The 23,895-nt window shown below is 73.7% G+C and carries 9 protein-coding genes; 2 read left to right on the forward strand and 7 right to left on the reverse strand.

What is annotated here, in order from left to right; all coding sequences use genetic code 11:
- Positions 1-5: 5 nt before the first annotated feature.
- From ACZ7LS_RS21340 to ACZ7LS_RS21360, 5 genes are all read right to left on the reverse strand, one after another.
- The gene (locus tag ACZ7LS_RS21340; protein WP_382519508.1) at positions 6-461 is read right to left on the reverse strand and encodes a GNAT family N-acetyltransferase; all 456 of its coding nucleotides are present in this window, start codon (positions 459-461) and stop codon (positions 6-8) included.
- 210 nt (positions 462-671) lie between these two features.
- A complete protein-coding gene (locus tag ACZ7LS_RS21345) occupies positions 672-2,252 on the reverse strand; it encodes an amidohydrolase (protein ID WP_382667634.1) in 1,581 nt (526 codons plus the stop codon).
- A 19-nt stretch (positions 2,253-2,271) separates the two neighbouring features.
- Positions 2,272-3,153 carry an ABC transporter ATP-binding protein gene (locus ACZ7LS_RS21350; RefSeq protein ID WP_382519510.1) on the reverse strand — a complete coding sequence of 294 codons (882 nt, stop codon included), beginning with the start codon at positions 3,151-3,153 and terminating at the stop codon, positions 2,272-2,274.
- Positions 3,150-4,253, reverse strand: a complete 1,104-nt coding sequence (locus ACZ7LS_RS21355) for a FecCD family ABC transporter permease (RefSeq protein ID WP_385130307.1) — start codon at positions 4,251-4,253, stop codon at positions 3,150-3,152. Before ACZ7LS_RS21355 ends, ACZ7LS_RS21350 begins: the two co-directional genes overlap by 4 nt.
- Positions 4,250-5,317: a FecCD family ABC transporter permease gene (locus ACZ7LS_RS21360; RefSeq protein ID WP_382519514.1), complete on the reverse strand. Its 1,068-nt coding sequence runs from the start codon at positions 5,315-5,317 to the stop codon at positions 4,250-4,252. The genes ACZ7LS_RS21355 and ACZ7LS_RS21360 overlap by 4 nt, the downstream gene beginning before the upstream one ends.
- Positions 5,318-5,579: 262 nt before the next feature.
- Here ACZ7LS_RS21360 and ACZ7LS_RS21365 point away from each other — a divergent pair, with 262 nt between their 5' ends.
- Together ACZ7LS_RS21365 and ACZ7LS_RS21370 are read left to right on the forward strand one after the other, a co-directional pair.
- Positions 5,580-7,292 carry an ABC transporter ATP-binding protein gene (locus ACZ7LS_RS21365; protein ID WP_385130310.1) on the forward strand — a complete coding sequence of 571 codons (1,713 nt, stop codon included), beginning with the start codon at positions 5,580-5,582 and terminating at the stop codon, positions 7,290-7,292.
- A complete protein-coding gene (locus tag ACZ7LS_RS21370) occupies positions 7,289-9,172 on the forward strand; it encodes an ABC transporter ATP-binding protein (RefSeq protein ID WP_382667418.1) in 1,884 nt (627 codons plus the stop codon). Before ACZ7LS_RS21365 ends, ACZ7LS_RS21370 begins: the two co-directional genes overlap by 4 nt.
- Positions 9,173-9,367: 195 nt before the next feature.
- On the opposite strand, the gene ACZ7LS_RS21375 is transcribed toward ACZ7LS_RS21370, so the two are convergent.
- Both ACZ7LS_RS21375 and ACZ7LS_RS21380 read right to left on the reverse strand, forming a co-directional pair.
- Positions 9,368-9,577, reverse strand: a complete 210-nt coding sequence (locus ACZ7LS_RS21375; RefSeq protein ID WP_356631317.1) for an MbtH family protein — start codon at positions 9,575-9,577, stop codon at positions 9,368-9,370.
- Positions 9,574-23,844, reverse strand: a complete 14,271-nt coding sequence (locus ACZ7LS_RS21380; RefSeq protein WP_385130315.1) for an amino acid adenylation domain-containing protein — start codon at positions 23,842-23,844, stop codon at positions 9,574-9,576. The genes ACZ7LS_RS21375 and ACZ7LS_RS21380 overlap by 4 nt, the downstream gene beginning before the upstream one ends.
- Positions 23,845-23,895: the final 51 nt, after the last annotated feature.

A 23,895-nucleotide genomic window follows, 5' to 3' on the forward strand; every position in this document is an offset into this window, starting at 1 on the left:
CGTGGTCACAGGACGCGGGCGAGGACCGTGGCGCCGCGTCGCGGATCCAGCGACCGCGCCCAGGCCTCCGGGGCGAGGCGAGGGGGGACGGGGGCGAAGCCGTGGCGGAGGAAGAGGCGGCCGCTTCCGGTCGTCGCGGTGAACAGCGCGTCAAGTGCCCGCGAACTCCCCTCGGTGAGGGCGGCGGTCAGGAGCTGTGCGCCCAGGCCACCGCCCTGACTGCCGTGCGCGACGCAGAAGTTGTACAGCACGCCGGTCACCCGCCCGTCGCGCGTCGGTTCGGGGTGGACGCGCAGCGCCAGGCAGCCCGCCAACGACCCGTCGGGCGCCTCGGCGACCAGGAAGTCGGCGGCGTGCCAGGCGTAGACCCGCGACGGCCGGGCACGCAGGGCGCCCGAGCGGACGAAGGGCTCGGAGAGAGCGGCGAGCGCCGTGGCGTCCCGGGGGCGGGCGGTACGCACCGAACAGACGGGTGCCGGAGGCGGAGATATCGGGTGACGCGTGTCGGACAGCTGCTGCGATGCGGGGCGCGGCCTGGCCGTGATCAAGGCGTTCCTTCCTCGGCTCCACCGCGTGAGACACCCCTGTGGTGCGTCGGCTCACGCCAGCGAAGCTCAGTCGAAGTAAGGTTAGCCTTACCTAAGCTTGAGGCCAAGTCGTGGCCGGTGCGCTCACAGCCTCCGTGCCCGCGTCGCCTCGCGTCCGTCCACGAAGGCCGCGACGACCTCGATGTCGCCGATCCTGGACGTGTCGACACGACGCGGATCGTCGCCCAGGACGACGAAGTCGGCGCGCTTGCCGGGGGTGAGGCTGCCGGCGCTGTCGTCCCACCGCGCGGCGTACGCCCCGGCGACCGTGTAGGCGTGCAGGGCCTCGTCGACGGTGATCGCCTCGTCGGGCCCGATGAGCTGCCCCGAGAGCGAGGCACGCTCGACCATGAACTGAATGGCCCTCAGCGGCGATCCGTCGGTGACGGGACGGTCGGAGCTGCCGACGAGCGTGATGCCGTGGTCGAGGAAGGCCCGGCCGCGATACATCCAGGGCGCACGCTCCGCGCCCATGATCGTCGCGTAGTCGTCGCCGAAGTAACGCAGGAAGTTGGGCTGGATCACGGCGCTGAGTCCCAGCCGCGCGAAGCGGGGCAGCTGGTCGGGCCGGATGAGCCCGGCGTGCTCGACACGGTGGCGCGCGTCGGTGCGGGGCCGCAGCGCCTGGGCCCGCTCCAGGGCGTCCAGGGCGAGGTCGGCGGCCCGGTCGCCGATGGCGTGGACGGCGAGCTGCCAGCCGGCCAGGTGGCCGTCGACGATGAGGGAGGTGAGGTGCTCCGGGTCGTCCTGGAGCCGGCCCGTGTGCGTCATCCCCTCGTACGGCTCCGTGAGGGCGGCCGTACGGGCCATCATGCCGCCGTCGGTGTAGATCTTGAGAGCGCCGATGGACAGCCAGTCGTCACCGAATCCCGTGCGCAGGCCGAGGTCGAGCGCGCGCGGGATACCGTCGTCCTCGTGCGCGCCGAGCGGACGCGGAATGTCGGCGCCCGGCATGAGCTGGATCCGCAGGGGCAGGCGGCCCTGGTCGCGCAGGAGTTGGTAGGCGCCCAGTTCGACGGGGGTGTGGCCCAGCAGGCCGCCGCCGATGCCGGCCTCGGCGCAGCCCGTGACGCCTTCGGCGAGGCAGGCGTGCGCGGCGTACTCGATGGCGTCGGCCAGCTCCCGCTGGGAGTACGGCAGCCGCAGGCGCCGTACGGCGCTCATCGCGCCCTCCACGAGAACGCCGTTGTCATGAGGGACTTCGGCCGGCAGCAGGCCGAGCACGGTGCTGTTGACCACGCAGGCATGGCCGGAGTCGTGCATCACGAACACCCGCCGGCCGTGGCTGACCCGGTCGAGATCCGCCGCGGTCAGATGCCGCCCGAGGGCTCGCTGGTCGTACCCGCCGATGTGCACCCACTCCCCGGGGGCGTGTTCGCGGGAGACGGCCTCCTCCACGACGGCGAGGACGTCCTCGACGCGTTCGAGGCCGGCGATGCTCGGGGTGCCCGCCTTGAGCCCCGTCCACGCCAGGTGGACATGGCTGTCGATGAATCCCGGCAGGACGGTGGCGCCCTGGAGGTCGATCACCTCGCGGGCGGGCAGTGCGGTGACGGCCTCGTCCAGGCCCGCGATCCGCCCCCGCCAGATGCCCAGGTCGTGAGCGACCGGATGCTCCGGATCCATGGTGAGGAAGCGCGCGTTCGTCAGCCTCGTGCAGAGCATCATGGGCGGTCGTCCGTCCTCAGGAGGTTTCGGCGAGCACGGAGTCGGTGGCCGGGTACGGGACGCCGGCCGCGCCGCCGTCCTCCGGCCGGTACCGCCTGGGGGCGGCCGGAACCATCAGCGGGGTGCCGGTCTCGGGGTCGGCGATGATGCGGCAGGGCAGGCCGAACACGTCCTCGACGAGCTCGGCGGTCATGACGGTGGCGGGGTCTCCCTCGGCGGCGATGACGCCGCCCGGCCGCATCACGATGAGGTGAGTCGCGTAGCGGCACGCCTGGTTGAGGTCGTGCAGGACCGCGACGACGGTGTGGCCCTCGCGGGCGTGGAGTTCGGCGCACAGGTCGAGCACCTCGACCTGGTGGGCGATGTCGAGGAAGGTGGTGGGTTCGTCCAGCAGAAGGATGGAGGTCTGCTGAGCGAGCACCATGGACAGCCACACGCGCTGCCGCTGGCCGCCGGAGAGGTCGTCCACGGGGCGGTCGGCGAGTTCGAGTACGCCGGTCTGCCGCATCGCCTCGGTGACGGCCGCCTCGTCCTCGACGGACCACTGCTTCAGCAGCCGCTGGTGCGGGTACCGGCCGCGGGCGACGAGGTCGCCGGCCGTGATCCCGCCCGGCGCGCTGGAGGACTGCGGGAGCAGGCCGAGGCGGCGTGCGACCTCGCGGGAGCGGTACGAGGCGATGGCGGCGCCGTCGAGGTAGACCTGTCCGGCCTTGGGCTTGAGCATCCGCGCCAGCGCCGTGAGCAGCGTCGACTTGCCGCAGGCGTTGGGCCCGATGATCACCGTGAAGGAGTGGTCGGGGATGTCGACGCTCAGGGACGTGGCGACCGTCCGCTGGTCGTAGGAGAGCGTGAGGTCCTCGGCACGCAGCCGGGGCCGCGGGGCGTTCGTTGCAGTCATACGCGGCTCTTTCGCGACTCGGTGATCAGCAGCCAGATGAGGTAGAGCCCGCCGATGGCGCCGGTCGCCGTGCCCACGGGAAGGAGCGCGGGTGCGAAGACCCGCTGCACGACGAGGTCGCTCAGGGCGAGCAGGAAGGCGCCCATGAGGGCGGACGGCAGCAGCGCGGGCCCGGACGAACCGGTGAGTCTGCGGACCACCTGGGGCGCGGCCAGGGCGATGAACCAGATGGGTCCGGTGACGGCGGTGGCGAACGCGGCCAGCGCGACGCTGATGACGAGGAGAATGGTGCGGGTGCGCCGCACGTCGACGCCGAGCGCCATGGCCGTGGTGTCGCCCATCTCCACCATGGTGAGCCGGCGGGAGAGCAGGAAGGCCGGCGGCAGCAGAACGGCGAGGGCGAGACCGATGGCGTTCGCGTGCGTCCACAGCCGGTTCCCCAGGCTGCCGATCAGCCATGCCTGGGCCTCCAGTGCCTCCTGGAAGGTCGCCCGGGTGACCAGGTACGAGTTGACGGCCAGCAGCAGGGCGCTGACGCCGATGCCGATGACGACCAGCCGGAAACCCTGCAACCCCCGGCCGACCAGGAGGAGGTTGACGGCGAGCGCCGTGGCGAGACCGCCGGTCAGCGCGCCGAACGCGATCTGGGTCATGCTGCCGTGCAGCACGATGATGACGACGAGCGCGCCCACGGCGGAGCCGTTGGTGAAGCCGATGATGTCGGGGCTGCCGAGGGAGTTGCGGGTGAGACTCTGCAGGATCGCACCGCTCACCGCGAGGGCCGCGCCGACGAAGACGGCGGTCAGGACGCGCGGCATGCGCAGGGTGTTGACGACGAAGCCCGCGGCGTCGGATCCGGTGCCGGTCAGGGCCTGGAAGACCTCCGTGACGGAGAGCGGGAAGTCGCCGGTGGTCAGGGTGACACCCATGACGGCGATCAGCGCGAGGAACAGCAGGGCGGTCACGGCGAACACACGGCCCTGGAGGCGCAGCGAGACACCGCCCGCTGCGGTGCGCAGGACCCGGCCGCTGATGACACGGGGGGCGGGGGTCTCGGCGGATCCGGGCACGGAGGTGTCCGCCTCCTCCACGGCACTCACAGCATGACCAGCTTTCGACGGCGGCACAGCGCGATGAACAGGGGTGCGCCGATGAACGCGGTGACGATGCCGACCTGCACCTCGCCCGGCGCGCCGAGCACACGGCCCAGCACGTCCGAGCCGATGAGCAGGACCGGTGCGAGCAGCATCGAGTACGCGAGCACCCAGCGCTGGTCGGTTCCGGAGAGGAACCGGGCGACATGCGGAACGGCCAGGCCGACGAAGCTGATCGGCCCGACGGCGGCGGTGGCGGCGCCGCACAGCAGCATCACGGCGACCGCCGCCAGCACGCGGGTACGGCCGACGTTCACGCCGAGGGCGCGCCCCAACTGGTCTCCCATGGCGAGGGCGTTGAGGGACGGGGCAAGGAGGAACGCGATGATCGTTCCGGTGGCGACGAACGGCAGGACGAGGAACACGATGTCGTAGTACCGGCCCGCGAGGGAGCCCACCGTCCAGAAGCGGAACTGGTCGAACGCCTCCGGGTCGAAGAGCAGCACGCCCCAGTTGAAGGCGTACAGCACGGCGGTCACCGCCGCTCCCGCGACGACGAGCCGGTCGGGGGTGGCCAGTTTCCGCCCGGAGGAGCCGAGGAGATGGACGCCCACGGACGCCACGGCCGCCCCGGCGAGGGCGAACCACACATAGCCGAGCGGCGCGGCCACGCCCATGAACGCGATGGCCACGACGACGCCCGCGGAGGCGCCCAGATTCACTCCGAGCAGTCCCGGGTCGGCGAGCGGATTGCGGGTCAGGGCCTGCATCAGGGCGCCGGACAGCCCGAGGGCCACTCCGACGATGACGCCGAGGAGAGTGCGGGGGATGCGGTAGTCGTGGACGATGACGGAGGCTTCCGACCCGTCAGGGTTCCACAGCAGGTCCCATGTCGACGCGAACGGAATCCCTCTGGTGCCCACCCAGACACTGATCAGCGAGACGAGGACGAGCGCGCCGAGCGTCACGAGCAGCCCGAGCCCGCGCAGGGCCGCCGTGGCCGGACGTGCCGCGGGCACGACGGGACCATCGGTCTCGCTTCCGGACGCCGCCCGGACTTCGACAGACAAGGACCACTCCCCTGGCGGCGATTTCGAGCCCCACGCAGCGCGCGAGGCGTTGAACATGGGGGTGCCGCAAGCGATATGACATACGAACGAGGAACTTAGGTGAGCCTAACCGTACGGCCGCTACGGGGTCAACGCGGCGGTGCCGCCTGCGCCGAGGCCCGCACCGCGGACCACCGCCGGTGCCGCGCGCACCCCCTCGATCCCGTCCCCGATTAAGGTAGGCTTACCTAACTATCCTGCCCTGTTCTTGTGGAGGCCGCGCATGCCCGCTGGAGGACCACCCGCTGGAGGACCAACGGGGGGCCTGGTCCTCCGGAGAGCGCTCGCCGACCAGCGCCGCCCCGTCGTCGGAGCATCAGTCCTCGGCATGACGCACCAGGCGTGCGAGGCGCTCGTCCCCGTGGTCATCGGCCTGGTCATCGACGAGGCGGTGGCGACCGGTTCCTCCGGCGCCCTCCTGCGCTGGCTGCTGGTGCTCGCCGGTCTCTTCCTCGTGCTGTCCACGTGTTACCGGAACTCCGCGCGGCTCACCGAAGGCGCGGGCGAAGGCGCCGCGCACCGGATCCGGCAGGACCTCGCCGCCCGCGTGCTCGATCCGCGGGGCGGCGCCGACTCCGGACGGCTGCCCGGCGCGCTCACCGCCGTCGCGACCGGCGACGCCCGGCGCGTCGGCTCCGTCGCCTCCGCGCTGCCGTACGCGCTGTCCGCGCTCGCCGGGCTGGCCATCAGCGCGGTGGCGCTGCTCCGTATCTCCGTGCCGCTCGGCCTGCTCGTCCTCCTCGGCGTCCCGCCCCTGCTGTGGATCGGCCATCTCATCAGCCGCCCGCTCGAACGGCGCAGCGAGGCCGAGCAGGAGCACGCGGCCCACGCGTCCGGGGTCGCCGCCGATCTGGTGAGCGGCCTGCGCGTACTGAAGGGGATCGGCGCCGAACCGGCGGCGGTCGACCGGTACCGGAAGACGAGCCGCGACTCGCTGTCCGCCGCGCTGCGCGCGGCCGGCAGCCGGGCCTGGCACGACGGCGCGATCCTCGCCCTGACGGGCATCTTCATCGCGGTGATCGGGCTCGTCGGCGCCCATCTGGCGATGCGAGGCACCATCAGCGTGGGTGACCTGGTGGCGGCCGTCGGTCTCGCCCAGTACCTCCTCGGTCCTTTCCAGCTCCTCACGTTCGTCAACGGCGAGTTCGCGCAGGGCCGCGCCTCGGCCGACCGGATCGCCGAGATCCTCGCCTCGCCTCCCGCCGTCGTGGCCGGGAAGTCCGCGCTCCCCGAGCCGGTCGCCGGACGGCTGCGGCTGCGCGGCGTCACCCAGGGCGCGCTGCGCGGCGTCGACCTCGACATCGCCCCCGGCAGCCTCGTCGGTGTGGTCACCCGTGACCCGGCCGCCGCGAACGACCTGCTGCTCTGCCTGGGCCGCGAACTCGACCCCGACGAAGGCACCGTCGAACTCGACGGCGTACCCCTGACCGACCTCGACCCGGACGACGTCCGGCGCGCGATCCTGGTCGCCCACCACGACGCCGACCTCTTCGAGGACAGCCTCCTCGCCAACGTACGGGCCGGATCGGACACCGAGGAGGCGGACATGAGCGCCGCGCTGGCCGCCTCGGCGGCGGACGACGTCGCCCAGGCCCTGCCCGAGGGAGTGGACACCGTCCTCACCGAACGGGGCCGCTCGCTCTCCGGCGGCCAGCGCCAGCGGGTGGCACTGGCGCGGGCCCTGGCCGCCGGCCCGCCGGTGCTCGTCGTCCACGACCCGACCACCGCCGTCGACACGGTCACCGAGGCCCGTATCGCGGCCCGGCTGCGGGACCTGCGCGGGGGCCGCACCACGGTCCTGGTCACCACCAGCCCCGCCCTGCTCGCCGGAACCGACGTCGTGTTCATGCTCGACGAGGGCAGGGTGGCCGCCCGGGGCAGCCACCCCGAACTGGCCGGCGCCCACGAGACGTACCGCTCGGCGGTGCTGGCATGACGACCACCCCTCGGAACCCAGACCCACACGACCCGGACGAGAAGGACGACGCACGGACGATGAGCGGACCCGGCACGCCAGAACGCGAGCTCCTGCCCACCGCCACCGGCGCCAGGACCCTGGCCGTCGTCCGCGGACTGCTGCACAGGCACCGGCTGCTGACGATGGGCGCGCTGACCGTCCTGGTCATCGGCACGGGCACCGGGCTGCTGACCGCGCCGCTGCTCGGACACATCGTGGACCTGGTCGTGGACGAGCGCGGCGCGAGCGCGCTGACCCTGCCGATGGTGCTCCTCCTGACCGTCGCCGTCGCCAGGGCCGTCGCGACCGCCATCGGCAAGTCCCTCGTCGCCAGGCTCGGCGAGACGGTCCTCGCGGACCTGCGGGAACGGTTCATCGCGCGGGCACTGCGCCTGCCGCTCGAACGGGTGGAACAGGCCGGTTCCGGCGACCTGACCTCGCGGGTGACAGGTGACGTCACCCTGATCGCCAGGGCGGTACGGCAGGCGCTGCCCGAGTTCGTCAGCGCCTTCCTCACCATCGTGCTGACGCTGGGCGGTCTCGCCCTCCTCGACTGGCGCTTCCTGCTCGCCGTACTGGTGTCCGTCCCGGTCCATGTCCTCACGGTGCGCTGGTACATCCCGCGCGCCGCGCGCATCTACGCCGCGCACCGGGTGGCGACCGGCGCCCTCCAGCACCAGCTGCTCGACAGCGTCGGCGGGGTGCGTACGGTACGGGCGTTCCGTCTGAACGGGCGGCACGGGGAGCTGCTGGAGCAGCGGTCACAGGCGGCCGTCGACCTGGCGGCGCGGGGCATGCGCCTCGTCTCGGGCTTCTTCTCCCGGCTGAACATCGCCGAGTTCATGGGCATGACGTCGATCCTCGTCACCGGCTTCCTCCTCGTCGACAGCGGCTCGGTGAGCATCGGTACGGCGACCGCCGCGGCGCTCTACTTCCACGGGCTGTTCAACCCGATCAACGCGGCGCTCTTCCTCATCGACGACGCCCAGTCCGCCGGCGCGAGCCTCGCCCGTCTCGTCGGCGTGTCCAGCCTCCCGGCCGAACGGGAGCGCGACGGCCGGGCCGCCGCGCCGGCGGACGGCTCGGTCGAGGTGGTGGACCTCGGCCACGCGTACGTGGACGGCCACCCGGTGCTCCGCGCGGTGGACCTGGAGGTGCGGGACGGCGAACGCGTGGCCCTGGTCGGCGCCAGCGGCGCGGGAAAGACCACGCTGGCGAAGCTGATCGCGGGCGTCCACACCCCGGCGACGGGTGCGATCTCCCTGGGCGGCGTGGACTCCCGGGAGCTGGGCCCCGCCGGGATCCGCCAGTCCGTCACCCTGATCAGCCAGGAGGTCCATGTCTTCGCCGGCCCGCTCTCCGAGGACCTGCGACTGGCCCGCCCCGGGGCGACGGACGAGGAGCTGCGCGCCGCGCTGGCCCGCGTCGACGCGCTGGACTGGGCCGACGCGCTGCCCGAGGGCCTGGCCACGGTCGTGGGCGAGGGCGGTCACCGCCTCACGGTGACCCAGGCCCAGCAACTCGCCCTCGCCCGGCTCGTTCTCGCCGATCCGCCCGTCGCGATCCTGGACGAGGCCACCGCCGACGCCGGCAGCGCGGGCGCCCGTGTGCTGGAAACCGCCGCCCTGCGCGCGCTGGAGGGCCGTACGGGCGTGATGGTCGCCCACCGCCTCCCCCAGGCGGCGACCGCGGACCGCGTCGTCGTCCTGAACGAGGGCCGCGTCGTCGAGACAGGCACCCACGACGAACTCGTCGCGGCGGGCGGCCGCTACGCCGAACTCTGGTCGGCGTGGTCCGACAGCCGCCAGGAACCGGAACAGGAACCGGCCGTGCCTGCCCAGGGCGTGTTGCGAAAGTAGCGCCGGCCGCCCCTCTCCAGTCGCGCGAGGCTCCCGCCCATGACATCCGGGCGGGAGCCTCGTGCTGTCGCGGGCCCCGGAGATCCGCGGACCGCCCGCGTGCGGAACGCCGCCGCCCGCGGAGCGGTGCTCCCTGGGCGGCGGCGTCCGGCCGTGCGGGTCAGGCGTGTTGTGCGGTCAGCCGTACCGCGCCGGTCAGCCCTGCTGAGCGACGAGGCTCGCCGGGCGCAGGTCCGTCCAGTGCTCCTCGACGTACGCGAGGCAGGCCTCGCGCGTGTCCTCGCCGAAGGCGGTCCGCCAGCCGGCGGGAACCTCCGCGAAGGACGGCCACAGCGAGTGCTGGTTCTCGTCGTTGACCAGGACCAGGAAGCGGCCCTGCGGGTCCTCGAACGGGTTGGTGGTCATACGGTGTCCCTCCTTGTGGACAGGGCGGTGAACAGCTCCGAGAGCGGCTGCCGCGGGTCGGCTGCCACGGTACGCAGCAGCCACTGGAGTTCGTCGGCGAGCCGTCGTGCCGCGGCGGTGCCGAGCAGGTCGGTGGCGTGGATCAGGCCGCAGTGAACGGGACCGTCACCCCGCGGCTCGTAGAAGCTGAGGGTCAGCCGGGCCCGGGGCGCACCGGTCGGTACGGCGTCGAGGGAGCCGACGCCGCCTTCCAGCCGCTCCAGGTCCGCCTGCTCGTGATGGATCACCATCACCTGCGGGCCCTCGGGAGGCAGTCCGGTCGCCCGTACGACCTCCTCGAACGGGACTTCCTGCCGGTCGAGGGCGCTGAGGGTGGTCTCCCGCACGCGGGACAGCAGTTCCGCGAACGACGGGTCGCCCGCCACGTCGGTACGCAGCACGACCGTGTTGAAGAAGCAGCCCACCAGGTCGGCCAGCTGCTCGTCCGTGCGGCCGGCGACCATCGTGCCGATGGGCAGGTCCGTGCCCGCGCCATGGGCGGTGAGCAGCGCCGCCAGGGCGGAGTGCAGAACCATGAACATGCTGGTGCCGGTGGCGCGGGCCAGTCCGTCCACGGCGGCGTGCGTCCGCTCGTCGAGGACGAAGCCCACCTGCCCGGCGCCGGGCGAGGTGGCGGACGGCCCGTCCGCCGGGAGGACCGGTCCGGCGGGCATGTCCCGCAACGTCTCGCGCCAGTAGGCGAGCTGCCGGCCGCCCCTGCTGTCCGGATCGCCCAGGTCGCCCAGGATCTCACCGGCCCACTGGGCGTAGTCCGCGTACGAGACCGGCAGTGGGGGCCACTCGGGCGCGCGGCCTTCCTCACGGGCCGCGTACGCCGCCGTCAGGTCGCGGAAGAGCGGGACGACGGACCACTCGTCCACCGCCAGGTAGTGCATGGTCAGCAGCAGTGCCTGCTGCCCCGTGGCCGCCGTCAGCAGATGGGCCCCGAGCGGCGCTCCACGGACCGGGTCCGGCTCCCCGGCCGCCAGTTCCGTCAGGCGTGCCTCCAGGTCGTCGCAGTCCTCCTGCGCCAGCACCGGAGGCCCGGCGGCCCGGTGGTACAGCGCGCCGTCCCGTTCCGTGAACGCCGTACGGAGCGGCTCGTGACGAGCGGCCACATCGGCGAGCGCGGCGGACAGCGCGTCGGCGTCCAGACCGCCGGACGAGCGCAGGACGAGCGCGTGGTCGAAGCGCGCGGCACGGCGGTGGGCGTCCCACTGCCAGCGCTGGACCGGGGCCGCCACCGGCGGCTGCCGGCGCTCCCGCGCCGGTCGCAGTGCCGGGCGGGCCGTCGACGCGTCCTTCAGCTTGCCTTCGAGACCGGCGACGGTCAGCGCGTCGAAGACGTCCCGGATGCTCAGCTCGGCCCCGAACTCGGCGCGGATACGGGCCAGCAGCCGCATCGACGCCATGGAGTGGCCGCCCAGCGCGAAGAAGTTGTCGTGGATACCGACCTTCTCCAGCTTGAGGATCTCGCAGAACAGCTCGGCGAGCCTGGCCTGTGTCCCGGTGACCGGGAGCGCGCCTCCGGTCATCGCGGCCCAGTCCGGCGCGGGCAGCGCCGTGCGGTCCAGCTTGCCGTTGGGGGTCAGCGGCAGCGGGCCGTCCAGGGGCACGACGAGCGCCGGGACCATGTACTCGGGCAGCACACCGGCCACATGGGCGCGCAGCTCCCCCGGGTCGAGGGTGCCGGCGTCCGGTACGGCGTAGCCGACGAGCCGGACGATGTCGCCGTCGCGGTCGGGCACCACGGCGGCCTGCGCGACCGAGGGGTGTCCGGCGAGGGCCGCCTCGATCTCACCCAGCTCGATGCGGAAGCCGCGGACCTTGACCTGCGTGTCGACCCGGCCGAGGAAGTCGAGGTTGCCGTCCTGGCGCCAGCGGGCACGGTCGCCGGTGCGGTACATCCGGCCGCCGGGCGGGCCGTACGGGTCGGCGACGAACCGCTCCGACGTCAGGGCGGCCTTGCCGAGGTAGCCGCGCGCGAGGCCGCGTCCGGAGACATACAGCTCGCCCGCCACACCCGGCGGGACCGGCCGCAGGCCGTCGTCCAGGACGTAGCAGCGGGTGTTGGGGTCGGGCCGGCCGATGGGCACCCGGCCCGACGGGCGTCCGCCGTGCTCGCGCGCGGGCCACAGCGTGGAGTTGACGGTCGCCTCGGTGAGCCCGTACGCGCAGATCAGGTGGGCCGTGTGGCCGAACCGCTCGAACAGGTCCGGCGGCACCGTCTCCGTACCGACCAGGACGGTCGACCCCTCGGGCAGTTCGCATCCCGGCGGCAGCGCCGACACGAGGGACGGCGGAAGGATCATATGGGTGATCCGCTGGTCCGCGAGGAAGTCGGTGAGCGCGGGTCCGGCGACCCGCGCCTCGTCGGTGATGAGAACGAGCCGGCCGCCCTGGCACAGCGCCATGGACAGCTCGAAGGCGAAGACGTCGAAGCCGATGGACGCGAACTGCAGGACACGGCTGTCGCGTGCGAGGCCCATCCGGTCGACGGCGGTGGCGACGAGGCTGGCGATGCCCTCGTGCGGGACGACCACGCCCTTGGGGCGGCCGGTCGAACCGGACGTGTAGATGACGTACGCGGCCTGGTCCAGGCCGGCCCGCGTCCCCTCGACCGCGGCCTCGGGCAGCGTGTCCAGTTCGGCGGCGACCGAAGGCTCGTCGAGCAGCACCACCGGTACGCCCGCCACGTCCGGGATCTTCCCCGCGACCGGCTCGGTGCCGACCACGAGCGCCGCCCGCGAGTCCTCGATCATGTACGTGAGGCGGTCGGCCGGGTGGATCAGGTCGAGCGGCAGGAACGCGGCGCCCAGCTTCATCGCGGCGAGCACCGTGGCGACCATGTCGGCCGAGCGGGGCACGGCCACGCCGACCACGCTCCCGGCGCCCACACCGCGCGCGGCCAGCAGCCGGGCCACGCGGTTGGCGCGGGCGTCGAGCCGCGCGTACGTCACGGAGCGGGCGCGGTCGACGACGGCGACCGCGTCGGGGCGCTCGGCGAGGCGCCGGGCGAACAGCGCCGGGAACGACTCCTCCTCGACCGCGCGGGCCGTGGCGTTGAAGCCTTCCAGGACCATCCGCCGCTCGTCGTCGGCGAGGATCTCCGCCCGCGAGACGGGCTGCCCGGGTGCGGCGACGAGGGCCGCGACGAGCGCCAGGAGGCGGTCGCCGAAGCGTGCGGCGGTCTCGTGGTCGAACAGCTCCGTGGCGTATTCGAGACGGCAGCCCAGTGAGCCCGCTCCCCCGTCGGCGGAGGTGTGCTCGGTGAAGCTGAACACCAGGTCGAACTTGGCCGAGCGGACCCGGAACGGCACGTAGTCCGCCTGAAGGCCGGGCAGTTCCAGTCCGTCGCCCGTGCGGGCGTGATAGCCGACCATGACCTGGAACAGCGGGTTCCGGGACAGTGAGCGCGTGGGGTTGAGCTTCTCCACGACCGACTCGAACGGCACGTCCGCGTGGGAGAACGCGGCCAGGTCGGTCTCCCGCACCCGCGCCAGCAGTTCGGTGAAGCTCGGGTCGCCGCTCAGGTCCGTGCGCAGCACAAGCGTGTTGACGAAGAAGCCGACCAGGTCGTCCAGCGCTTCGTCGCCGCGTCCCGCGATCGGCGAGCCGAGGGGGATGTCCGTGCCGGCGCCCATGCGGTGCAGCAGGGCGGCCACGGCGGCGTGCACCACCATGAACATGGTGGCGCCGGTCTCGCGGGCGAGCCGCCTGAGCCCCTCGTGGACGCCGGTGTCGAACGCGAGGTCCAGCTCGGCGCCGGAGAACGCGGGCCGTGCCGGGCGCGGCCGGTCGGTGGGCAGTTCCAGCTCCTCGGGTGCGCCCTCCAGGGCCGTGCGCCAGTACTCCAGCTGCCGGGCCGCCAGGCCGGCCGCGTCCGCCGGGTCGCCGAGCAGGCGCCGCTGCCACAGCGCGTAGTCGGCGTACTGGACCGGCAGCGGCTCCCACCGCGGTGCCGCGCCGGAGACACGGGCCGCGTAGGCGGTGGCGAGGTCGCGGAGGAACGGGCGGTCCGACCACTCGTCGGTGGTGATGTGGTGCAGCAGCAGGACGACGACATGGTCCCGCGGTGCCAGCTCCACGAGGGTGGTGCGCAGCGGCGGTTCGACGGCGAGGTCGAACGGCCGGTTGACGGCCGCGTCGACGAGGGCGGGCAGCTCGTCCTCGGTGGCGCGCAGCCGCTCCACGACGGGCCGCGCCTCCTCGGCGGGCAGTACGTGCTGGACTACCTGGCCGTCCGGTTCCACGAACACCGTCCGCAGGGCTTCGTGCCGGGCCGTCACATCGGCGAGCGCCGCGCCCCACGCCTCGCTGTCGAGGTCGCCGCGCAACCGCATGACCAGCGGGAAGTTGTACGCGGCGGAGGCACACTCGATCTGCTGGATGACCCACAGCCGCTGCTGGGCGTACGAGAGCGGCAGCACGTCGGGGCGTTCACCGGCGGTCAGCGCCGGGCGGGCGGCGGCGCCGGAGCGGGCCGCGCGCTCGACCAGTTCGGCGACGGTGGGCGCCTCGAACAGGTCGCGGATCGCGAGTTCGGCGTCGAGCGCGGTGCGGGCACGGCTGACGAGACGGGTGGCGAGCAGTGAGTGGCCGCCCAGCTCGAAGAAGTCGCTGTCGATGCCGACGCTGCCCTCGGGCAGGCCCAGCACCTCAGCGAAGAGGGCGCACAGCGTCTCCTCGCGCGGCGTGCGGGGAGCGCGGCTCGTGCCCGTCGCGGCGAAGTCCGGGGCGGGCAGGGCCCGTACGTCCAGCTTGCCGTTGACGGTGAGCGGCAGCGTGTCCACGGGGACGAGCGCGGACGGGACCATGTAGTCGGGCAGTCCCGCCTTCAGGTGGTCGCGCAGCCGCTGGAGGAGGTGCTCGCCCGGCTCCGGGCCGTCCTCCGGCGCGAAGTAGCCGACCAGGCGCTTCGTGCCGGTGCTCTCGTTCACGACGACCGCGGCGTGGGCGACCTCGGGGTGCGCGGACAGGGCCGTGGAGATCTCGCCCAGTTCGATCCGGTAGCCGCGGATCTTCACCTGGTCGTCGGTGCGGCCCAGGAAGTCGAGCAGGCCGTCGGGCCGCTGCCGTACCAGGTCGCCCGTGCGGTACATCCGCTCGCCCGGCTCCCCGAACGGGTCCGCGACGAACCGCTCGGCGCTCAGGGCGGGACGGTCGTGGTAGCCGCGGGCCAGTCCGGTGCCCGCGATGTACAGCTCGCCGGGGCAGCCCGGCGGAACCGGGCGCAGCATCGCGTCCAGGACGTAGGCGCGGGTGTTGCGGATGGGCAGGCCGACCGTGGGGGTCGCGCTGTCCGTCGTCGAGCCGCCGAGGGTGTTGATGGTGTACTCGGTCGGCCCGTACAGGTTGTAGCCGTAGGTGCCCTCGGTGCGGCGCAGCTTCGTCCATACGGTGTCGGAGACGGCCTCGCCGCCGAGGAGGACGAGAGCCGGGCGGTGCTTGCCGGCCGTCGCGTCCCGGTCGAGGAGGCCCTCCTCGATGAGGAGCTGGGCGTAGGTGGGGGTCACGTTGACCACGTCGACCTGGTGCCGGTCGCAGTAGGCGACCAGCGCCTCGGCGTCGCGGCGCAGGTCCTCGTCGCAGACGTGCACTTCATGGCCTTCGACGAGCCAGAGCAGTTCCTCCCAGGACATGTCGAAGGCGAAGGACACGGTGTGCGCGATGCGCAGCCGCCGTCCGCCGGCCGAGCGGATGGCCGGGTCGAAGATCTCCTTCTGGTGGTTGAGCTGCATGTTGGTCAGTCCCCGGTAGGGGGTGACGACGCCCTTGGGGCGGCCGGTGGAGCCGGAGGTGTAGATGATGTACGCCGGGTGCTCCAGCCGGTCCGGCACGTCGCGGGCGAACGCGGGCCGCTCGTCGTCCGCGATCTCCCCGCCGGGCAGGGCGGCCAGTTCGGCGGCCACGGCCTCGTCGTCCAGCAGGAGTTCGGGAGCCGCCGCACCGGCGTCACCGCGGAGGGCCGGGGCGACCGCCGTGGTGGAGACGAGGCACAGGGGTCCGGTGTCCTCGGCCATGAGCCGCAGCCGGTCGGCCGGGTGGTCCAGGTCGAGCGGCAGGTACGCGGCGCCGGTGCGCAGGACGGCGAACAGCGCGGCCACCATGTCGATGGAACGGGGCAGCGCCAGCGCCACGACCTTCTCCGGCCCCGCGCCCCGGGCGAGGAGCAGGCGGGCCAGCCGGTTGACGCGCGCGTCCAGTTCGGCGTACGTGAGGGCCCGCTCGCCGAAGACCAGCGCCACGGCGTCGGGGGTACGGGCGACCTGGGCCGTCAGCAGGTCGGCGATGGTCTCGTTCGGCACGGGCTCCCGGCTGGCGGCCCACTCGGCCGTCAGGGCGGCGCGCTCCGGCGGCAGCAGCAGGTCCACGCCGACGGTACGGGCGGAGGCGGCGTCCGGGGCGGCGAGGCTCTCCCCGAGCCGTTCGAGGACGGTCGTGAACCGTCCGAGGACCGTGGTCGCGGCCTCCGGGCCGAACAGGTCGGGCCGGGCCGCCAGGGTCACCCGCAGCCGGCTCTCGGGGGTGACGATGAGCGTGAGCGGGAAGTGGGTGCCGTCCACGTTCGACACGCCGGTGATGCCGTGCCGCTGCCGGAGCGCCGCCGCCCGGTCCTCACCGTCGGCGGAACGGAGCACGAAGAGCGTGTCGAACAGGCGGCGGTGGCCGGTCTCCTGCTGGATCGTGCCGAGTCCGACGTACTCGTACGGCATGACCGCGGCCCGCTCGGACTGCATGCGCCGCAGCAGGTCGGGCAGTGGCTCGTCGGGCGCGAACCGGACCCGTGCCGGGATGGTGTTGAGGAACATGCCGATGATGCCGGCGACATTCGGCACGTCCGCGGGCCGGCCGGCGACCGCCGTGCCGAAGACGACGTCGTCGCGGCCGGTCATGGCGGAGAGGACCAGTCCCCAGGCGGCGTTGAGCACCGTGTTCAGGGTGAGGCCGTACCGCCGGGCCAGGGCGCGCAGCCGGTCGCTGGTCTCGCGTGTCAGCACCGCGTCGAAGTCGGCGGGAATGACCGGATCCGCGTCGCGGCCCGTCGGGGCGACGACGGTCGGCTCGTCGAGACCGCGGAGCGCGCCGCGCCACGCGCCGGCGGCCCGGGTCGTGTCCTGCTCGTCGAGCCATGCCAGGTAGTCGCGGTACGAGCCGGGGGCGGGCAGGCCCGTGGTGTCACCGGCCCGCTCGTAGAGCGTGAACAGCTCCTCCAGGAACAGCCACGCGGACCAGCCGTCCCACAGGATGAGGTGGTGGGTGACGACGAGCCGGTCGCGGCCGTCGTCGAGCCGGATCAGCTGGAGGCGGCACAGCGGCGGCGCCGACAGGTCGAAGCGCTTGCGGCGGTCGGCGGCCAGCAACGCGTCCACGCGGGCGCGCCGTTCCTCCGCGGGCAGCCCGGACAGATCGGTCTCCACCAGCGGGATCTCGGCGCCGTCCACGATGAACTGCACGGGCCGGGGCGGGCCGTCGCTGGTGAATCCGGCGCGCAGGCCGGCGTTGCGCTCCAGGAGGGCCCAGCAGGCGGCGCGCAGCCGGGCGATGTCCAGGCGGTGGCCGAAGTCCAGGGTCTCCTGCGACAGGTAGACGTCGAGCGCGTCGCCCGTGTCGTAGGTGGCGTGGAAGTACATGCCCTCCTGGAGCGGGGAGAGCGGCCAGATGTCGGCGACCGGCAGCCCGGCGACGGCCTCGACGCGGGCGTTCTCCTCCGGGGACAGCTCCAGTCCGCCCAGCGGGGCGGGGGCGGGGGGCTCCGCCACCGGCAGACCGGCGGTCAGCTGGTCCAGGAGCGCCTTCAGGGCCGGGTCGGCCGCCGCACCGGACCGCTGCTGCTGGGCCAGTACGGCCTGGAGGGCGGCGGCCGCCTGCCCGGCCTCGGCGGCGGAGACGGTCACGGCGCCGGTGGGCGCGTCCGTACCGCCCCGGCCGGCGGGAGCGGGCTCCGCGGGCGCGCTCGCGGCCGCCGCGGCGAGCGCGGCGGGTGTGCGGTGCTCGAACACATCGCGCGGGCTGATGGTCAGTCCCCTTTCACGGGCCCCGGTGGCGACGGCGACCGAGGTGAGGCTGTCGCCGCCGAGCATGAAGAAGTCGTCGTCGGCACCGATCCCGGTCAGGCCGAGGACATCGGTGAAGGTCTCGCACAGGGCGCGTTCGCACTCGTCCCGTGGCGCCCGGCCACCGGCCCCGGGAACGACGGACGGCGAGGGCAGGGCGTTCTGGTCGAGCTTGCCGCTGGGGGTCAACGGCAGTTCGCCGACGACCACGACTGCCGACGGCACCATCGCCGCGGGCAGTGCTCCGGCGAGCGCCCCGTGGAGGGCCTCGCCGTCCGGGGCGGCGCCGGGGGCGGGTACGGCGTAGCCCAGGAGCGCCCCGTCCCGGACGATCACGGCGGGGCGGGCGACACCCGGCAGAGCGGCCAGGGCGGCTTCGATCTCGCCGAGTTCGACGCGATTGCCGCGGATCTTCACCTGCCGGTCGGTGCGCCCCAGGTACTCGACGGCGCCGTCGGCGCGGCGCCGGACCAGGTCGCCGGTCCGGTACATGCGCGCGCCGGGCCCGCCGAACGGGTCGGCGACGAAGCGTTCGGCGGTCAGCCGGTGCCGGTCGTGGTAGCCGCGGGCCAGTTGGACGCCGGCCAGGTACAGCTCGCCCGGCACGCCGTCCGGCACGGGGCGCAGGAAGGCGTCGAGCACGTGGAGGCGGGTGTTCCACACGGGCCGGCCGATGGGGACGGCGGGCTCGGTACCGCCCTCGTACGGGAAGTACGTGACGTCGACGGCCGCTTCGGTGGGGCCGTACAGATTGTGCAGCGGGACGGGTCCGTGGGCGCCCCGGGCTGTCAGCTCCCGCCAGCGGCGGGCGTCCGGTCCGGTGAGGGCCTCGCCGCTGCAGAACACCCGGCGCAGGCTCGCCGTCCAGTCCGGGGTGTCGGCGGCGGCGTCCATCGCCTGGACGAACGCGGCCAGCATCGACGGCACGAAGTGCGCCGTCGTGATCCGCCGGGCGTGGATCAGCCCGGCCAGATACGCCGGGTCGCGATGGCCGTCGGGCCGGGCGAGGACGACGGTCGCGCCCTCGGCCAGGGCCCAGAAGAACTCCCAGACGGACACGTCGAAGCTGGACGGGGTCTTCTGGAGCACCCGGTCGTCGGCGGTGAGGCCGTACGCGCCCTGCATCCAGGCGAGGCGGTTGACGATCGCCCGGTGGGTGACGGTGACGCCCTTGGGGCGCCCGGTGGAGCCGGAGGTGTAGATCAGGTAGGCGGGGTGGTCGGGTCCCGCGTGCGCGCCGGGGGTGTCGGGTGCGTCCTCGTCGTGGTCCACGACGAGGTGTTCGAGACCCGGCACGCCGGGCAGTCGCCCGGCCGAGTCACTGGTGGTCACGACGGTCCGGGCCCCCGAGTCGGCGAGCATGAACGCCACGCGGTCGGCAGGGTAGTCGAGGTCCACGGGCAGGTAGGCGGCGCCCGCCTTGTGCACGCCGAGCAGCGCGACCATCAGCTCCGCCGAACGGGGCACCGCGACCGCGACGAAGCGCTCCGGGCCCGCGCCGCGCGCCCGCAGCCGCCGGGCGAGTGCCTCCGCGCGCCGGTCCAGTTCGGCGTAGGTCAGGGTGGTGTCCTCGAAGACGACGGCCGGGGCGTGCGGGGTCCGTGCCACCTGCGCGGCGACAAGCGAGGCGAGGGTCGCGTCCGCGTCGGGCAGCGGGTGCGCCGTGGCGTTCAGCGCGGTCACGCGCTCCCGCTCGCGGCCGGACAGCATCCCGATCCGGGCGACCGGGCGGGCGGGGTCGGACAGGAGGGCCCGCAGCAGCGCCTCGAACCGGCGGGCGAGCACGGCCACGGACAGCTGGCCGAGCCGGACCGCGTCGTAGGTGAACCGCAGGGACAGATGGGCGCCGGGTTCGACGATCAGCGCGAGCGGGTAGTGCACGGCGTCGAACACCTCGGCGCCGGTGACGCGCAACGTGTCCTCGTCCTGTCCGGTGGACTGGTCACCGGACGGGAAGTTCTCGAACACCACGAGCGTGTCGAAGAGTTCACCGCCGCCCGCGATCCGCTGGATCTCGGCGAGCCCGAGGTGCTGGTGGTCGAGGAGGGCCGCGTGCTCGTCCTGGACGCGCCGCAGCAGGTCGGCGGACGACTCCCCCGCGCGCAGGGTGACACGGGCCGGCACGGTGTTGATGAACAGGCCGACGGCCGAGTCCAGGCCCTCGACCTCGGTGGTGCGTCCGGAGACGGTGGTGCCGAACACGATGTCCTGGCTGCCGGTCAGGCCACCGAGCAGCAGGGCCCAGGCGCCGTGCACGACGGTGCTGAGGGTGAGGCCGTGGCCGCGGGCGAAGGCGGTCAGGTCGGCGGTGAGCGACTCGGGCAGCCGGACGTCCACATGCTCGGACCTGGCGGCCGGTGCCGCCTGCTCGTCCGCCGTCGCGACGGCGGAGCCGGGGGCGGGGGCAGGGAGGGAGGCGGTCAGCCGGGTGGGGCCGTCCAGACCGGCCAGCGCCCGCCGCCAGGCGTCGCGGGCGGCGTCGCGGTCCCGGCCGGCCAGCCAGGAGAGGTACGGCCGCGGGGCGGGCGGCTCGGGCAGGGCCTCGCCCCGGTGGACGGCGGTGAGTTCGCGCAGCAGGACGGCGACCGACCAGGCGTCGGCGATGATGTGGTGCAGGGTGAGCAGGAGCCGCCGACGCTGCCCGTCCCGGATCAGGGTGGCCCGCAGCAGGGGCGGCCGGGCGAGGTCGAACCGCTCGGCGCGGTCCTGGCGCAGCAGGTCCTCCAGCGCGGTGTCGGCGGTGTCCGCCTCGCGCCACGGAAGGGCCGCGTGGCCGGGGAGGCGCTGGACGACGTCGCCGCCCGGGAGCTGGCGGAACGAGGCGCGCAGCAGCGGGTGCCGGTCGAGCAGCAGTTGAAGGGACCGACGCAGCCGGTCCGGGTCGACGGTGCCCGCGAGGTCGAGGAGTTCCTGCACGACGTACAGGTCGCCGGCCTCCGGGTCGAACTCCGCGTGGAAGAAGAAGCCTTCCTGGAGCGGGGAGACGGGCAGGGCGTCCTCGTCGAGGGGTACCGCCCGTACGGCCGTCCCGGCCCCCGGCGCCCCGGCCGCGCCGGCCGGGCCCGCCGTCCTGGCGAGCGCCGACACGGTCCGCTGCCGGAACACGTCGCGTGGGCTGATGACGAGCCCGGCGTCGCGGGCGCGGTTGACCAGCTGGATCGCGACGATGCTGTCGCCGCCCAGCTCGAAGAAGCTGTCGTGGACCCCGGCCGACGGCAGTCCGAGCACCTCGGCGAACAGCGCGGCGAGCGCGGTCTCGGCCGGGGTGGTGGGCGCGTCGCCGCCGGCCGTCGCGGTCCACCGGGGCTCGGGCAGGGCGCGGTGGTCGAGCTTGCCGTTGGGCGTCAGCGGCAACGGCCCGTCGAGGCGTACGACGGCGGAAGGGACCATGTGGTCGGGCAGCGCCCCGGCGATCCGGGCGCGCGCGTCCGCCACGGAGGCGTCCGCGTCCGTACCCCCCTCGGCCACCAGGTAGGCGACGAGCCGCTTGGCGCTCCGGTGGTCCTCGCGGACGAGGACGGCGGCCTGGGCGATGCCGGGGCAGGCCATGAAGGCGCTCTCGATCTCGCCGGGCTCGATGCGGTGGCCGCGTATCTTGATCTGTCCGTCGGCGCGCCCCAGGAACTCCAGGTTGCCGTCGGCGGCCCAGCGGACGCGGTCGCCCGTCCGGTACATGCGCGCGCCCGGCTCGGCCGCGTACGGGTCGGCGACGAAGCGCTCGGCGGTGAGCCCCGGCCTGCCCAGGTAGCCGCGGGCGAGGCCGCGTCCGGCGACGTACAGCTCTCCGACGGCGCCGACCGGTACGCAGCGGAGCGCGGAGTCGAGCACGTACGCACGGGTGTTGGGGTCGGGCTCGCCGATGGGAGCGGGTCCCGGCCTGTCCGGGGCGGCGATCCACAGGGTGGAGTTGACGGTGGCTTCGGTGAGGCCGTACGCGACGACCACCTGGAGCCGGCCGGACCAGCGGCCGATCAGTTCGCTGGGCACCGCTTCGGTGCCGACGATCAGCACGGCGCCGTCGGGCAGGTCGCACTCCTGCGGCAGGGCCGAGACAAGGGACGGCGGCAGGATCATGTGGGTGGCGCGGTGGTGGGCGATGTAGTCCGTGAGGGCGGGTCCGGCGACGCGCCGCTCGGTGGGGACGACGATGACGCGGCCGCCCACGCACAGCGACATGATCAGGTCCCAGACCGTCACGTCGAAACCGGCGGAGGCGAACTGGACGACGCGGCTGTCGGACGTGATGCCGACGCGGTCGGTGGCGGTGGCGACGAGGCTGCCGACGCCGTCGTGGGAGACGACGACGCCCTTGGGGCGACCGGTGGAGCCCGAGGTGTAGATGACGTACGCGGCCTGGTCCAGGGTGAGGCGCACACCCGGGTCCGTGGCGTCGAGGGCGGCGCACTCGGAGGCCACGGACGGGTCGTCGAGCAGCAGATGGGCGACGCCGTCGGCGTTCGGCAGGACATCGGACAGCTCACGGGTGGTGACGACGGTGCGTGCCCCGGCGTCGTCCAGCATGTAGCGGACGCGGTCCCGCGGGTGGTCGACGTCCAGCGGCAGATAGGCGGCGCCCGCCTTCATGACCCCGAGCAGCGACACCACGAGTTCGGGGGAACGCGGCATGGCCACGGCGACGACGTCCTCCGCGCCCACGCCACGGGCGGCGAGGAGGCGGGCCAGCCGGTTGGCCGCCGCGTTCAGTTCGGCGTAGGTCAGCTCCCGGTCCTCGCAGACGAGGGCGACGGAGTCCGGGGCCCGGCGGACCTGGCGCTCGAACGCGGCGGGCCAGGAGAGTTCCGCTGTCTCACGCGGTGACACGCCGAACTCGTCGAGGAGCCGGGCGCGTTCCGCGTCGGAGGTCAGTTCGATACGGCCGACGGGGCGGTCCGGGTCCCCGGCCAGGTCGGCCAGCAGCGCCAGGAAGCGGCGCTCGTGTGCGCGCAGGGTCTCCGCGTCGCACATGTCCGCGTCGGCGTCGAGGTGGACCCGGAGCCCGAGTCCTCCCCGCGTCTCGACGAAGGTGAGGGCCAGGTCGCTGACGGGGCCGACCCAGACCGGTTCGAGTTGGCTCGCGTGGCCGGAGAACCGCAGGTCGTCGCCGCGGGGCAGGATGTTGACCGTCGGGCCGACGAGTTCGGGCACGCCGTCGGCCAGGCCCAGTTCCCTGGCCAGGTCCTCGGCGCGGTAGCGCCCGTGGTCGACGGCCTCGGCGACCGCGGCACGTACGCCGGCCAGCAGCTCGCCGCCGGTCGTGTCCGGACGGACGGAGAGGCGCAGCGGGACGATGTTGGACACCATGCCGGGGATGCCGGCCGACACGGCGTCCTGGCGGGCGGCGACCGGCAGGCCGAGGACGAGGTCACGCTCACCGCTGACGCGGTGCAGGTAGGCGGCCACGGCCGCGATCAGCAGGCGGGAGACGCGGGTGCCGGCCCGCTCGGCGGCGGCGTGCAGCGACCGGACGTCCGCGGCGGAGAGTTCCGAGGTACGTCGCAGCCGCCGTGTCATGAGCGCCGGGGCGCGTTCCACGAGGCGTACGGGCTCGGGGCGTCCGGCCATGCGGGCCAGCCAGTAGGCGCGGTCCTCCTGGTGGCGGTCCGAGGCGCGGTAGGCGAGATCGGCCTCGACCAAGCGGGAGATCCGCCAGTCGCCGGGGGCGGGAGACCGGTCGCCGTCGGTGTAGATCTCCCCCGCCCGGCGCGTGATCAGCGCGACGCCCATGCCGTCGTTGACGATGTGGTGGTAGCGCTGGTACCAGGTGACATGGTCGTCCGTCAGGCGCAGCAGGACCTGGGCGAAGAGGGCGCCCCGGGCCGGATCGGCCGGGCGGTCGCGCTCGGCGTCCATCCAGTCGGCGGCGGCCCGCTCGGGGTCCGGGGCGCTGCGCAGGTCGACGACGGTGACGTCGAAGGGGACGGGTGCGGGCGTCTGCCGGGGTCCGCCGTCTCCGGCGCCGACCCGCACGTGCAGGCTCTCGGCTTCCCCGACGGCCTGCCGGACGGAGGCGGCCAGGCGGTCGAGGTCGATGTGACCACGCAGGTCCAGGGTGAAAACGATGTTGTAGGCGGAGCTGTCCGGGTCGATCTGCTGGGCAAGCCAGATACCGGACTGCCCACCCGTGACGGGTATGCCGGAAGCGGATGTCCGGTCCGACTCGACGTCAAGCATCGTTCGAAAGGGCCTTTCCCTGGTGGTACGTCAGTGAGGTGTGTCGTGGGC

The organism is Streptomyces sp. NPDC039430, from assembly GCF_055639435.1.

Bases quoted from the DNA above. Each gene is read 5' to 3' on its own strand.
- ACZ7LS_RS21345 (WP_382667634.1), bottom strand. From the start codon at position 2,252: ATGCTCTGCACGAGGCTGACGAACGCGCGCTTCCTCACCATGGATCCG.
- ACZ7LS_RS21350 (WP_382519510.1), bottom strand. From the start codon at position 3,153: ATGACTGCAACGAACGCCCCGCGGCCCCGGCTGCGTGCCGAGGACCTC.
- ACZ7LS_RS21365 (WP_385130310.1), top strand. From the start codon at position 5,580: ATGCCCGCTGGAGGACCACCCGCTGGAGGACCAACGGGGGGCCTGGTC.
- ACZ7LS_RS21370 (WP_382667418.1), top strand. From the start codon at position 7,289: ATGACGACCACCCCTCGGAACCCAGACCCACACGACCCGGACGAGAAG.
- ACZ7LS_RS21375 (WP_356631317.1), bottom strand. From the start codon at position 9,577: ATGACCACCAACCCGTTCGAGGACCCGCAGGGCCGCTTCCTGGTCCTG.
- ACZ7LS_RS21380 (WP_385130315.1), bottom strand. From the start codon at position 23,844: ATGCTTGACGTCGAGTCGGACCGGACATCCGCTTCCGGCATACCCGTC.